The following is a 14,047-nucleotide window of genomic DNA, read 5'->3' on the forward strand; positions in this document are numbered from 1 at the left end:
CTCAAAAGTCTGGTAGCACGTTATGAAACTTTGCGTTATGCATCTTAATTGAACCGCCGTATACCGAACGGTACGTACGGTGGTGTGAGAGGTCGGGAGTTAATCGCTCCCTCCTACTCGATTTGTTATTTTGACTTAATGTAAAAATTATATGAGTAATAATACTTATATTTTATTTTTTAACTTCGTTTTAACGTTTTAATAGTAACTTTTATACTATGTAATGCTAATCAGAAGGAAAAGGGCTTTGTTTTAAAATAACTGAATATTTACAATTTTAAATTATCGAATGGTTAAGTGGACAAAGGTTTTGTAAAGAAAGCAGAAGAGTTGCTCAGCGTACCCGTAATCGGACAAATCCAATGGACTGCAATGGAGGACGACCTCGGGGACCTGCAAACTTTTTAAAAGAAAACAGGTTTTATTGGATTGATCATATTCTTTCGTGCCACGGAAATAATAAGGGACGGTGATTTGATTGGTAACTTCAGAGAGCAGAAGAGATAAGAAAATTGAAGCAAACGCAAAGAATTTGAATACGGCAGTTACGGGTGTGACGGAGTCGGTTGAGAATGAAAATGCGAAAGCGTATTACCCGCATATTAAGAGATTCCTTGATATTTTTATTTCGATTGTTGGAATCGCGGCTCTTTCACCGCTTCTGCTGATGGTTGTGCTGATGATCAAATTGGAAGATCCGGATGGAGAAATCCTGTTCAGGCAACAAAGAGTCGGCAAAGGCGGAAAGCTGTTCCATATGTACAAATTCCGTTCAATGGTCAGTAACGCTGAAGCGTTAAAAGCCACGCTGATGGACAAAAATGAGGCGTCGGGCCCCGTTTTCAAGATTAAATTTGATCCACGGGTAACCAGAGTCGGATCGTTCATCAGAAGAACGAGCATTGATGAATTGCCGCAGCTGATCAATGTGCTTAAGGGTGAAATGACTTTAGTCGGGCCTAGGCCTGCACTTCCCGATGAAGTTGAAAAATATACAGACTTCGAACGTGGGAGATTGGCTGTAACTCCTGGGCTTACCTGCTACTGGCAAGTCAGTGGACGAAGCAACATCGGCTTTGATGAATGGGTGAAATTAGATCTGCAATATATTAAGGAAAGAAATACCTTTGTTGATATTAAATTGATATGCAAAACGGTTTTAGTATTATTTGGCTCAAAAGATGCCTGTTGAACGAAAAGGAGGAGCCAATATGCTGAATATGAATCGTGAAATCTGGAATTTCGATGAGAAATGTTTCCGGAATATCGGAAACATAAAAATCGTTGCAGCAAGCAAGAACGAAATTCTGGAAGAATTACGTTTTCGTCTTGCGACACAGATGAAAACACGCATTTTTTTCCTCAACGTTCATTGCTTTAACGTTGCACAGAAGAATTCAGGGTATCTTCGGAATTTGAATGCTGCCGAGTTTGTCTTAAATGATGGGATTGGGGCAGGCGCCAGGAGCTTGGATCCTTCAATGAAAGAAAATTTGGACCACACCGATTTCACAACTGATGTATTGGAAATTCTTAATGCAGAAAAAATGAGTTTATACTTGCTTGGCGGCTTTCCGGGAGTTGCCGGAAAGGCCGCTGATAATATAATGGACAATTTCCCTGACATTATTCTGTCAGGGACAAGCCAGGGATCCTTTGAAAACCCGGTGGATGTTCTTAAGGATATTAATCAGGTAAAGCCGGATCTGCTGCTGGTGGGGATGGATGTCCCGGATCAGGAAAATTGGATTTCTGCACATTTTGAGGAATTGGATGCCACCCTGATTATGGCAGTTGGCGATTATTTGGAATCTGCTGCAGGGAGAATCAGGCAGCCCCCATTACCGCCTTTGTTCAGCAGGATGGGAATGGCATGGGCATACCGTTTATATTTTCAATCTGAAAGGCTGTTTAAAAATTATGTTATCGAAAAGGGCATTTTCTTAATCCACCTCTTTAAACTCAAGAAGCTGTAGAATCCCGAAATTTGAAGTGTCGTGTTGCTAAATCCAACCAGTGAAGAGGATGAGGTTATGTCTTCATTAAAGTCAAAAGCAGTCAAAAGCGTGAAACATACGAGTCTGGCAATGATAATCACCAGCTTGCTGCAAGTTCTACAGTTAATAATTCTGGGCAGGATATTGGGGCCGGCAGTGTTTGGAGTTATCGCGCTTGTTCAGATTGTTATTCAATTTGCACAAATGTATATAGATATGGGATTAAGTGATGCAATCATTCAAAAAGAAAAAATCAGTAAAAAGAACATGTCAGGCCTATATTGGTTTTCACTTGGGATTGGCTTGGTCATGTGCTTAAGCATGATAGCTGTGGCACCGCTAGTCGCAATGATTTTTCAACAGGAGCAGCTGACCGGACTGATCCGGATGATCAGCCTGAGCTTTTTGATCCTTCCATTCGGTTTGCAGTTTCAGACCATTGCCAGCAAACATCTGGAGTTTGAAAAGATAAGCCGGTATGAAATCATATCTTCTTTTTTTGGCGTGATGGTAACAATTTCCGCGGCGGTATTTTTTTCAGCGGGTGCATGGTCGCTTGTGTTTGGCCATATCTCTGCCTCGCTGATCCGGACGATTCCCTGGGTCATTATCGGCTTTAAAAATCCGGAAACCCGGCCAGAACTCACATTTTCGTGGGAGGGCATCAGGGAATATGTTGTCTTTGGAGCTTATCGCCTGGGCACCACAACGATAAATTTCTTCAATACAAAAGTGGATCAAATTCTGGTTGGAATCATGATGGGGCCACAAATTCTGGGATTCTACAGTATGGCCATGAATCTTATCATGCAGCCGATACAAAAATTGAATCCGATGATCAATCGGGTGGCTTTTCCGGTTTTTTCACAAATCCAGAATGATCGGGCACGACTTCAGAAAGGATATTTGTTCATCATTAAACTGATTATGACCATTAATGCTCCGATGTATGCAGGGCTGGCAGTCCTCGCCCCCTATGTCATTCCATTGCTGCTGGGTGAAGAGTGGACAAGGATAGTTATAATAGTGCAGATTTTATGCGTCTATGCATTATTCAGAGCTATGGGAAATCCGAGCGGCAGCCTGCTGATAGCCACAGGCAAAATAGAGTGGAGTTTTTACTGGCAACTTTTCCAGTTATTCATCATTCCTGTAGTTTTATATTTCTCGAGCCTTACAGGAAGCATTGTAATGGTCGCTCTGTCGATGACATTGCTGAGGTTTGTTCTGTTCTTTGTCAATTATGCAATCCGTCTTCGTTTTATAATCGGAAATTGTCTTGGAGAAATGCTGAAGGCCATTTTCACGCCGATTGGCCACAGCCTTCTGATGGTTGGCATACTCCAGTGGGTCATTTCCCGGATGGAGAATCTGCCTTACGCAAATATTCTTATCATTAGCATACCTGCCGGAATATTCATATACATGCTGCTGATTTTGATATTCCAGAAAGAGCTGATCAGGGAAATCAAAGGTTTCTTTATAACAAAAAAAATAGGTCTGACATAATTAAAATATTGTGGGGAGAATGGAGTGGATCTGAATGGAGTCAATAGTAAGTGTAATCATCCCGACATATAAAGGCGCGGACAACCTGGCGCGTGCGGTTGAAAGTGTTCTTGAGCAGACCTACAATCCGGTGGAAGTTGTAGTCGTGGATGATAACGCACCGGATTCGGAGGAGCGGCGTGAGACTGAGGCGGTGATGAGTCTCTTTCTTCATCGCCGAAATGTGAAATACATTAAACATACAAGGACCAAAAATGGAGCTGCAGCAAGAAATTCAGGAATTTCGGTATCTTCCGGCAACTTCCTCTGCTTTTTGGATGATGAAGATTTTTATCTTCCTGAGCGCATTGAAAAAAGTGTCGCTTTGCTCGAAGAAAATCCGGGTTATGACGGCGTATATTGTGGTGTAGTCCTGACAAACAACGGCAATTTCAAGAGTATTGTAAAACCTGGCACTCCTTTGGAACAGAAAGATCTTCTTTTGAAAGGGGACAGTCTTGGCACTGGAAGTAATTTATTCCTGACCCAGAGAGCCGTGAATTTTGTTACCGGCTTCGACGAAAACTTCATTCGCCATCAGGATACTGAATTCATGCTTAGAATACTTGAGAATTTCAAGGTGATCAATCTGGACAAAATTCTGATAGTCAGAGCTGCGAACGGCGAAAATAATCTCCTCGATTATAATAAACTGCGAAAAGTGAAGGAACTTTATATGCTTAAGTTCGAGCATGCAATAGAGCGGCTTTTACCGGATGAAAAAAGGAAATTTTTTATCCGTCAATACGAAGATTTATTCCATGCCGCATTAAAGTCCGGAAAAAAAGAGTATATATACCAGGGCCAGCGGGAATTGAAGCTGTTCAGGGACATTACATTTAAAGACCGGATCCTCATTTCAATCAGTGAAAAGCGTTTGTCGAAAAAAAAGCTGTACAAAAAATTGCGGCCGGTTTATGACAACTCAAAAAACCGTGCCCTGACTCATCAATTGCACAGGCATCTTGAACCTTCGGAAAAAGAATATATTTTCAACCTGCTTTGCAGGATGGAAACACATACAGGTTCATGAAAAAAACACCTGTAAAATAAATTTTCTGAAAAATCTAACTTTTAACCTTTCTTTAACCACAAAATTTTACAATTGAGATAACAGTTCATGAATCTCCTTGGATACCCCACCATCGAAGCGGTAATTGAGATAAAAGCAATCTGGTGGCTGAAAAGTCATGGAGAGGAATTTTTTGATCCAGGAGTCAGGTAAAACAGATAAGCAAATGGGCCTTAAAGCAAAAATCCGGATTATCGTTTCGAATCAATTTTGATAGAGGGGGTACCTGACAGTCCGGCTATACCGGATAACACATATACCGCCTATTAAAAACCGGCTTGAGAATGTGCAATTCGAATGCAGAGCCTTTCAGGAACAGTATGGAGGAGGAGAGAATGTGAAAAGTGGTTTAAAACTGAGCAACTATCTTGCAGTGCATTATAAAGAAAAAGCCAGACTGAAAATCCTCCAATATAATGCACTTGATACAGAGTTGAAAGAAGAAATGACTGAAAAAGGATTTACTAACTTTCTTGGCATTCTGACCCAAAAAGAGTATGCAGCAAAGTTGACGGATCTGTATTGTGAAGCTGACACCAATCTGGTTTATAAAAATAATGCAGATATCCTAATTCTTGAAAACGCAACTATCGAACACGTTCAAAAAGCTCTTCGATCCAGAGCTGAAAAAATCATCATAAAACCGCGGAATGCCATGACATTATCAGCGGCTATAGCGGGGGCTGCAGCGTATACAGTGCGCGGAAGAAAGTGGGACATCCACCTTAATAGTTTTTCAGACAAGAACGGGGAATTTTACAGAGCATTGGTTTTAACCAGATTGCATGAGACAGAAAAGGGCGCACGCCGTTATTTGGCACCGGCAACCGGACTGGAGAATTTTTTCACATCACTTAATGACCGCGGCATACGCTATGTGGTATTGCGATGGTTCGAAAATCTCCCTTTTATGGACATCAATGAGGATGTGGATGTGTTAGTTTCTGATGAGGATCTGGAGCAGGTCCAGAACATCCTTGATGAAAGAATTGGTATTTTGCCGTTTGATGTATACAGCGTTACAGGCATGAACGGAAGCAGTTTTCGCTATGTTTCCTACTATCCCCCCTATATTGCGGAAAAAATTCTGAACCATCGCGAAGTATGGGAAGGTAAATACTATGTTCCGGACAGGCTGCATTACTTCCTCAGCCTGCTATATCATGTGGTGTACCATAAAGGCGAAAAATCGGGAATTGCTTTCCGGGCAGATGAAGGCAGGGAAGATTCACATGTGGATCATGACTATCCCGAAATATTAAACAGACTGGCTCAGGAAAATCAGATAGACCTGAAGGAGATGAACCTGGATTACCTGCATAGTTTTTTGGAGATGGTTGGATGGGCACCGGCAACCGATACAATCAGAAAATTGAATACCCAAAATGATGCCTGGCTCGAGTCCATTGCAGGAGTCAATAAACTCAACTTTAATAAATCCGGAGAGTTGATGGTTTTTATAATCCGTGAATGGGCAGTGGAACATGGGCATTCGGAATTCATATTAAATTATTTGGAGAAAGCAGGACTGAATAAAGTTGCAGAAGTGGAATACACTTCCAAACAAAAAAAGCTGGCAGCCCAAAATCTGCGTGGAGGCAATTGGGGCAGGGGACCATGGCCGGTAAGTGGCGGTGTTCCGTCCATTCTGTTGGTAATGTATGATTATAACCCGAAACCATTGAGCAAACATTACCGGAAGAAGTATCCATACGTGACCAACGAACATTATCTGTTGAAAGAGGGGCTGCGAAAAGAACTCAATTCCAGTCTTCCGCCTGAAAAAAGGTCGAATCCGATTCACAGTTCCGACGACGAAATCGAAGCATTGGATTATATAGAAGCAACTGCTCCGGAAATACTTGAAAGAGTGGAAAGTACAGTGGTTGCCTGGGACGCAGCATATGAAACAGCTGAAAAGGTGATAAAGGATGTCTCACGGCATAAGCGAAGGGCTAAAGTGGAGATTATTGAATACCAGGGAAAAAAAGTGATCAAGAAAACGTATAAAAAAGGGAAGGAACGGTTTCTTGAAAGGGAACTTTATGTATACGGGGAATTGAGCAAAGAATGCTCATTCATTCCTCCTCTCCTTGATAAAGGAGAGAATTATCTAATCATCCCTTATTACGGAAGCAATTTTTTGACTGAGAACGGTTTCATCAAAAACCAGTACCTGAGGAGGTACAAAGAAGAAATCTTTGAAATCATTACGTTCTTTTATGACAGGGGGTATGCAATGATAGACTTCCACCCCGGCAATATTTTATTCACCAAAGAGGGCCTGAAGCTGATAGATTTCGAATTCCTGTATAAATATGAAGCTAAACCTCTGCACATTGAAGATTCCTTTGATCTGAACGGGTTTCCTGAAGATTTTAAGGCAGACCTCCCTTATGAGGTTGAAGCTTCAAAAAGAAGGGAATTATGGAATAAAATCCTGTATTAAAAATCTTTATAAAAAAAAATTCTCAAAATGAAAGGGGATATTACATGAAAAAAGTAAGAAAAGCGATTATTCCTGCAGCCGGTCTTGGAACAAGATTTTTGCCGTTAACGAAAGCCATGCCGAAAGAGATGCTTCCACTCATCGATAAACCCACAATCCAATACATTGTGGAAGAAGCGGTGGCATCAGGAATTGAAGACATCATCATTGTGACGGGTAAAGGGAAGAGAGCGATTGAAGATCATTTTGACAATAATTTCGAGCTTGAAGAAAACCTGATCAAAAAAGGAAAATTCGACTTGCTGGAAAAAGTCCGTGATTCCTCAAAAGTTGAGATTCATTACATTCGGCAAAAAGAACCCAAAGGATTGGGGCATGCCGTCTGGACGGCACGAAAATTCATCGGGGATGAGCCGTTTGCTGTATTGCTGGGAGACGATGTCGTCCGATCAGAAAAACCTTGTCTGAAGCAATTGATTGATCAATATATGGAGATTGGATCATCAATCATCGGCGTCCAGCCTGTTGATGAAGACCAAACCCATCGTTACGGGATTATAGATCCGTCTTCGGTTGATGGCCGGTGTTACAAGGTCAGCAACTTTGTTGAAAAACCTGCTAAAGGAACGGCACCTTCGAACCTTGCGATTATGGGGAGATATATCTTGACGCCGGAAATTTTCCAATTTCTTGATAAACAGGAAGTCGGTGCGGGCGGGGAGATTCAACTGACTGATGCGATACAGGGATTAAACGAGCTGCAGAATGTCTACGCCTATGATTTTGAAGGGAAAAGATATGACGTAGGAGAGATGCTCGGGTTTATCCAAACTCAAATGGAGTTCGCTTTGGACCATGAGGAATATGGAGCGAAAGTGGAAGAAATGATGCACAAGCTGCTACGGGCCAGATCCACTACAGCCTTACTTTAAGTGAATGGAGGTGTTGAGATGAAAATAGCAGTTATCGGTACAGGTTATGTAGGTATGGTTACCGGAGCTACACTTTCGGAAATCGGACAGGAAGTTGTCTGCGTGGATATTGATGAACGGAAAGTGGAAAAAATGAAACAAGGCATTTCGCCCATCTATGAACCGGGTCTGACCGAAATGATGAAAAAAAATCTGGAAGCCGGAAGGCTGTCGTTTACCACAAGCCATCGGGAAGCACTTCGACAGGTGGATGCGGTTTATATTGCTGTAGGGACTCCTGAAAATGCAGATGGCTCAGCCAATCTCAGTTATGTGGAACAGGCATGCAAAGATATTGCCCGGAACATTACACGGGACACAATCATTGTAACGAAAAGCACCGTTCCGGTAGGCAGCAATTATAAGATTCGAGACACGATTCTTATGCACCTCCTTCACGATCTCCAGATTGAAATTGTTTCCAATCCGGAGTTTTTAAGAGAAGGTTCCGCAATTTATGATTCCTTTCACGCTGACAGAATCATTATTGGAACAGATTCAGAAAAAGCCGCGGCAGTTATGGAAAACTTGAATGCTCCATTCAATGTTCCAATATTCCGGACGGATATAAAAAGTGCCGAAATGATTAAGTATGCCTCAAATGCTTTTCTGTCTACGAAAATCAGTTTCATTAATGAAATCTCCAATATTTGCGAATTGCTGGGAGCGGATGTTGAAAACGTGGCCAAAGGAATGGGAATGGACAAACGAATCGGACCCCAATTCCTGAAAGCGGGCATTGGCTACGGTGGATCCTGTTTTCCTAAAGACACCAAGGCCCTGATCCAGATTGCGGGCAATCTGGATTATGAATTCCAATTGCTGAAGGGTGTAGTCAATGTGAATATAAAACAGCAGAGCTTGCTCATTGAAAAATTGAAGCGTTGTATCCCTGATGTGGCGGGTAAAAAGATTGCAGTTCTAGGTCTTGCATTTAAACCGGAAACTGATGATATGAGAGAATCCGCTTCAATCATTGTGACGGAAGAGCTTATCAAACAAGGTGCCCGAGTAATGGGGTTCGATCCCGTCGCTATGGAAAATGCCAGGTCCGTATTACACCCTGATGTAGAATACGCGGAAAGTGCCGCTGAAGCCATCCAGGAAAGTGACGCTGTCCTGATTCTCACGGAATGGCAGGAAATTAAAAAACTATCGCCCACAGATTTTAAATCAATGACACGGCCCTTGGTCATTGATGGTCGAAACTGCTATTCCCTACAGGATATGAAAGCTCATGATATCGAATATCACTCTGTTGGGAGACCACCCGTAAATGAGCGGGTTACAACCGTTTTGACTTAATGAAGTCAGACGGAGAAGTTCGGAAACGATCGATACATCAATGCAAGAAAAATATTTTATAAATAAATTGACTCTTCCTTCAAGTGGAACTGAGCGGTATGGGGGCCAGTCATTTATACTATAGGTAAAGTTCCCAGAAGGAGAGAGTTATCCCATGGAAACAATTCTTGCAATATGTATAGGGCTCGCGTTGAGTGCGACAGTGGGGTTCCGGATATTCACTCCGTTGCTCATTACAGGGATCTTCACCAGAATCGACTGGATTACATTATCGGATGGGTTTAACTGGATCGGCAGCACACCGGCTCTGATTGCTTTCGGAGTAGCGACGCTGATTGAGGTTGCCGTCAATTACATTCCGGCTGTCGGTTCTTTTATGAAAGTTCTTGCAACACCGCTAGCGGCCATCGCCGGCATACTTTTGACCGCATCGTTTATAGGCGACATGAACCCACTGCTCGAGTGGAGCATCGCGATTATTGGCGGCGGCGGAGTTGCCACTGCCTCGCATACAGCAATCACGGCGGTCAAAGGTTTCAGCGAAACGGCCTTTCTCAGCCCGTTTGTTGCTGTGCTGGAAGACGTCACGGCTACGGCGGTGCCGATTGCGATTTTCCTGCTCCCATTTCTGGCAATCGTGTTCGTCATACTGCTCCCGCTCCTGATAATCTTCCTGTACCGAAAAGAGACGTTACGGAGGACCTGAACCGTGAAGCGGAATCGGCAATAAGAAAAGATAGGCCTTGTGCGCGGACTCGCGCGCAAAGCCTATCTTTTCTTTCGGTTATTGCGGAATGATCAATACCTGGCCAATACGGAGGAAATTGACATTCGTGATATTATTGGCAGCGGCAATTTTGGCGACGGTGGTGTTATACCTTAGAGCAATTGCATATAAAGTGTCCCCGGCTTTGACCGTGTACTTGATGGTCGTTGCTGGAGGCGGTGCTGTGCTGGTGCCCGGAATGATCAATACCTGTCCAATGCGGAGTAAATTGACATTCGTGATATTATTGGCCGCAGCAATTTTGGCGACGGTGGTATTGAACCGCTGGGCAATAGCGTACAGCGTATCACCCGCTTTGACCGTGTAAGTCGTGGAAGTTGCCGGCGGCGGTGTCGGTGCTGTGCTGGTGCCTGGAATGATCAATACCTGTCCAATGCGGAGGTAATTGACATTCGTGATGTTATTGGCAGCGGCAATTTTGGCGACGGTGGTGTTGAACCGCTGTGCGATACCATACAGCGTATCACCGGCTTTGACTGTATAAGTTGTGCTGCCGCTCGACGGAAGATTCAGCAATTGGGAAACTGTCACAAAAGAGTAGCCTTTCGCTTTCAGTTGAGTGATGATATTCGGCAAAGCTATTGGTGTGCCGGGTGCTCCTGCGCCGGTGTGCATCAGCACGATGGACCCGGGAACAATATTATTCACTACTTTATTGGTGATCGTGGTGGCTGAATACCCGCGCCAGTCGATGGTGTCGATATTCCACTGGATGGTGTAGCCATATCCCGCCGCTCCGACTCCTGAAAGGACATCTGCATTGACCGAACCGAACGGTGCCCGGAAAATAGGTTTGGTCGTTTTACCGGTCAAGTTTTTGATGATTGTTTCGGTGCGGTCGAGCTGGGATTTCATCTGCGCGGCTGTTAAGGTCCGGAAATCCGGATGTGAATAGGAATGGTTGCCGAGTTGATGTCCCTTGGCGGCAATATTCTTGATGTCCTGCGGATGATCTTCAGCTCCGGATCCGGTCAGGAAAAAAGTGGCTTTGACATTATGCGTTGACAGGATGCTCAGGATCTTGTTGATGTTCGTTCCATCAGACCCGTCGTCGAATGTTAATGCGACTACTTTGCTGGAGGTGTTGCCTTTCGTTATATAAGTCGAACTGGCTGCGTCAGACTGGCCGCTGAATGAAAACAAACTGAACAGAACCAATACCAGGACTGTTGCAATCTTGCCGATTTTCGTCCCCACAAAACTCACCCCTTTGATTTTTTACACTAAGAAAAAATTAGCGTATGTATACAGAGTGTAAGCAATAAGTTCTATGTAAATGCATATTAATAATAAAAAAATATGAATAAATAATTCAATTCTATTATAGCACAGCAAAAGGGAATAGAAAAAGAGTAAATTGAGTTTTCTGATAACTTTGTTTCGATGCTTCTTTCCAAAGGGTTTAAATGTTTAAAGTGACGAAAAGTGGGTATAAAGCTTGATTCATTGTTACACCCGTTGTAATATAATTGTAATATAAAAGCTGAGAACAATGAAAAAACATGGATAAACAACTTCTTGTTTATTACGCTTGGCTGTACTTACAATTACATTGAAATGGCAGCTGTGTCAGTGCGACGCAGCTTTTTATTTTTTGTAAGAATAAATTACAGGAGGAACATTATGTACCCACGTGTTCTGATATTGCTTTTACTGATGTTGACTATCCCGCTTGCTGCCAATGCGGCAGAGGCCATTAATGATTTTGAAATTAACGTATTGCCTGCCGAGGGCCAGAAAGATTTCTCGGAAGGCTATTTCAACGTGGATTCCGAACCCGGCCAGACCCTGTCGCTGAATTTCCGTGTAATCAACACCGGTGATGAAACGCTCCGTTTATCTGCGGAAGCGGTGGATGCCCATACAGCTGAGGGAGGCGGAATTCTTTACAGCGTCCGTCCGGAAACAGCTGATAAAGACCAATTGCTTTTGTCGGATCTGCTCGATGTCCAGGATACCGTCATTATTGCTCCCGGCGGCGTTGAAAAGGTGCATGTTCATATCGACATTCCCGAATCCGCCAGTGGCACACTGCTGGGCGGCATCATGTTGACGGACGACAATGCTGCAGGAGAGCTTTTGTTGGAACCGGAAAAGAAAAGTGGAAGCAATTACAGCTTTGAACGGGTCGGACAGCGCCTTGTGGCAGTCAAACTGAACATGCCGGAGAAATCCGCGTCAGGATTTTCATTGGGCAAAGCAAAATTCAATGCCGATAGAAATGTGTTGACGTTGAAAGTGGCAAACGGAAAATCTGCAGTGCTTGAAAGAGTCCAGGGCACCTACACAATCCTGGATAAAGAAGGCGAAGAACTGGTAAGCGGCGTAGTGGAGCCTTTTGCAATGGCGCCGATGTCGGCTATTAAGTTTCCGATTGATCTGAAAGGGCAGCTGCTCGAAAAAGGGAAATACGTTCTGATGATAAAAGGGCGCGCCGATGAAAAGGAATTTTTTGCCGAAGAAAAATTTTCAGTGTCAGAAGGTGAGCAGGAAGCAATTGCGGGCGAAACAGCGGAAACCCCAGCAGCCGCTTTCCGTGGCAACATTTCCCGCACCATCGCAATTGCGCTGGCTGCTTTTTTCCTGCTGCTTCCCTTGTTCATGAAGCTCGATAAAAGAAATGCTAAAGACCCCTTGCTGAAATTGTCCGATAAATAATACCTGGAGATTTTTTGCCCGCACCCGGATTGTCCGGGTGCGGCTTTTTCAGGTTCATTTGTTTTAATTTTCATTAATAAAGGTGAAAGTTAGGGTAAACTGAAGAAAAGGGGGATTGGAAAATGAAAAATCATGTAAAAAAAGAGCAGTTGGTGGCGACTTTTTCGATAGTCGGGGCTGACCCGAAAACAGGGGAAGTCGGCGTTGCGGTGCAATCGAAATTCCTTGCGGTCGGTTCAGTGGTGCCGTGGGCGAAAGCGAATGTCGGCGCGGTAGCGACACAATCCTGGGCAAATACAAGATACGGTCCGGAGGGGCTGGAGCTTCTTGAAAAAGGACTGTCACCGGATGAAGTCATTGCCAAACTGGTGGCTGACGATCCGGGCCGCAACCTGCGCCAGGTGGCGGTCATCAATGCCGAAGGCGAAGCCAGTGCGTTCACCGGCGAGGAATGTTTCGACTGGGCAGGCCACAAAATCGGCAAAAACCATTCATGCCAGGGCAACATTCTTGTCAGCGAAGAAACCGTCACGGCAATGAGCAGCTTTTTCGAACAATCGACGGGTCCGCTTGCCGAACGGCTGATCAAAGCATTGGCCGCGGCACAGCATGCCGGCGGCGACAGCCGGGGGAAACAATCCGCTGCGGTGTATGTACTGCAGGAAGGCGCGGGCTATGGCGGTTATAACGACGTCAAAGTGGATCTGCGCGTCGATGACCATCCCGAGCCGATCGAAGAATTGTTGCGCCTGTATGAACTTCACCAAGTTTTCGGCGAAAGTACCGACGAACAGCTCGAAATCGAAGGCGAACTTTTCGAGGAAATCAAAGGCCATCTCGTGCGCCACGGCCTATTGGACTCGACCGACCACGCCGGCTATAACGATTCTGTAAAGGAAGCATTGAAAACGTTCACCCTGCGCGAGAACTTCGATGACCGCTGGACCGAAGAGCGGCGGATCGATGAAACCGTGCTGGAGCATTTGCGGAAAGAATAAAATAGGTGAGGGGAAACCGATTGGCCAGGGGCTGATCGGTTTTTTTGGTGTGCCCGGCATGGGCGTAATCTATAGGGTGCGAGTCCCGAACTGTGAAGGCAGAAGTAACAGTTAGCCAAGCGCAAGGGTGTTCATGGCGACGTGGAATCTGAAGGAAGCGGGCGGCAAACCTCCGGTCTGAGGAACACGAACTTCATAGAAGGCTATGTGCGATTGGGTGAGCCTGCCAAACAAGGCGAAGTCCTTTCTGCCGAAGGTCGCA

Annotated in this window: 11 protein-coding genes; 10 read left to right on the forward strand and 1 reads right to left on the reverse strand. The window is 44.3% G+C overall.

From position 1 onward, the window contains the following. Positions 1–532 precede the first annotated feature (532 nt). From DIJ65_RS15625 to DIJ65_RS15660, 8 genes are all read left to right on the forward strand, one after another. On the forward strand, positions 533–1,192 hold the full coding sequence (locus tag DIJ65_RS15625; RefSeq protein WP_185959577.1) for a sugar transferase: 660 nt from the start codon (positions 533–535) through the stop codon (positions 1,190–1,192). Between the two features lie 19 nt (positions 1,193–1,211). Further along, positions 1,212–1,976 (forward strand): WecB/TagA/CpsF family glycosyltransferase, encoded by a 765-nt coding sequence (locus DIJ65_RS15630; RefSeq protein ID WP_185959575.1) that lies wholly within the window; start codon positions 1,212–1,214, stop codon positions 1,974–1,976. Positions 1,977–2,033: 57 nt separating this feature from the next. Continuing rightward, a complete protein-coding gene (locus tag DIJ65_RS15635; RefSeq protein ID WP_117303724.1) occupies positions 2,034–3,506 on the forward strand; it encodes an MOP flippase family protein in 1,473 nt (490 codons plus the stop codon). A 34-nt stretch (positions 3,507–3,540) separates the two neighbouring features. Then, a complete protein-coding gene (locus tag DIJ65_RS15640) occupies positions 3,541–4,578 on the forward strand; it encodes a glycosyltransferase family 2 protein (protein WP_117303726.1) in 1,038 nt (345 codons plus the stop codon). A gap of 376 nt (positions 4,579–4,954) precedes the next feature. Then, the gene (locus DIJ65_RS15645) at positions 4,955–7,066 is read left to right on the forward strand and encodes a serine/threonine protein kinase (protein WP_117303728.1); all 2,112 of its coding nucleotides are present in this window, start codon (positions 4,955–4,957) and stop codon (positions 7,064–7,066) included. A gap of 44 nt (positions 7,067–7,110) precedes the next feature. Continuing rightward, on the forward strand, positions 7,111–7,998 hold the full coding sequence (gene galU, locus DIJ65_RS15650) for a UTP--glucose-1-phosphate uridylyltransferase GalU (protein ID WP_117303730.1): 888 nt from the start codon (positions 7,111–7,113) through the stop codon (positions 7,996–7,998). Between the two features lie 18 nt (positions 7,999–8,016). Continuing rightward, positions 8,017–9,342, forward strand: a complete 1,326-nt coding sequence (locus DIJ65_RS15655; RefSeq protein WP_117303732.1) for a UDP-glucose dehydrogenase family protein — start codon at positions 8,017–8,019, stop codon at positions 9,340–9,342. 154 nt (positions 9,343–9,496) lie between these two features. After that, complete coding sequence (locus tag DIJ65_RS15660; protein ID WP_117303733.1) at positions 9,497–10,048, forward strand: DUF4126 domain-containing protein; 552 nt, start codon at positions 9,497–9,499, stop codon at positions 10,046–10,048. 78 nt (positions 10,049–10,126) lie between these two features. Here DIJ65_RS15660 and DIJ65_RS15665 read toward each other — a convergent pair whose 3' ends face one another. Further along, complete coding sequence (locus DIJ65_RS15665) at positions 10,127–11,326, reverse strand: LysM peptidoglycan-binding domain-containing protein (protein WP_117303735.1); 1,200 nt, start codon at positions 11,324–11,326, stop codon at positions 10,127–10,129. Positions 11,327–11,752: 426 nt separating this feature from the next. Between DIJ65_RS15665 and DIJ65_RS15670 the strand changes: the two genes are divergently transcribed. After that, the gene (locus tag DIJ65_RS15670; protein ID WP_185959576.1) at positions 11,753–12,787 is read left to right on the forward strand and encodes a WxL protein peptidoglycan domain-containing protein; all 1,035 of its coding nucleotides are present in this window, start codon (positions 11,753–11,755) and stop codon (positions 12,785–12,787) included. Positions 12,788–12,909: 122 nt separating this feature from the next. After that, positions 12,910–13,785, forward strand: a complete 876-nt coding sequence (locus DIJ65_RS15675) for a DUF1028 domain-containing protein (RefSeq protein WP_117303739.1) — start codon at positions 12,910–12,912, stop codon at positions 13,783–13,785. The last annotated feature ends 262 nt before the right edge of the window (positions 13,786–14,047 follow it).

Origin of the sequence: Planococcus salinarum, from assembly GCF_007004625.1 — a bacterium.
GTDB lineage: Bacteria > Bacillota > Bacilli > Bacillales_A > Planococcaceae > Planococcus > Planococcus salinarum.

What these genes read in the sequence shown, in the direction of transcription:
- DIJ65_RS15655 (WP_117303732.1), top strand. Translation starts at nt 8,017, where the DNA reads ATGAAAATAGCAGTTATCGGTACAGGTTATGTAGGTATGGTTACCGGA.
- DIJ65_RS15630 (WP_185959575.1), top strand. Translation starts at nt 1,212, where the DNA reads ATGCTGAATATGAATCGTGAAATCTGGAATTTCGATGAGAAATGTTTC.
- DIJ65_RS15635 (WP_117303724.1), top strand. Translation starts at nt 2,034, where the DNA reads ATGTCTTCATTAAAGTCAAAAGCAGTCAAAAGCGTGAAACATACGAGT.
- galU (WP_117303730.1), top strand. Translation starts at nt 7,111, where the DNA reads ATGAAAAAAGTAAGAAAAGCGATTATTCCTGCAGCCGGTCTTGGAACA.
- DIJ65_RS15675 (WP_117303739.1), top strand. Translation starts at nt 12,910, where the DNA reads ATGAAAAATCATGTAAAAAAAGAGCAGTTGGTGGCGACTTTTTCGATA.
- DIJ65_RS15660 (WP_117303733.1), top strand. Translation starts at nt 9,497, where the DNA reads ATGGAAACAATTCTTGCAATATGTATAGGGCTCGCGTTGAGTGCGACA.
- DIJ65_RS15670 (WP_185959576.1), top strand. Translation starts at nt 11,753, where the DNA reads ATGTACCCACGTGTTCTGATATTGCTTTTACTGATGTTGACTATCCCG.
- DIJ65_RS15640 (WP_117303726.1), top strand. Translation starts at nt 3,541, where the DNA reads ATGGAGTCAATAGTAAGTGTAATCATCCCGACATATAAAGGCGCGGAC.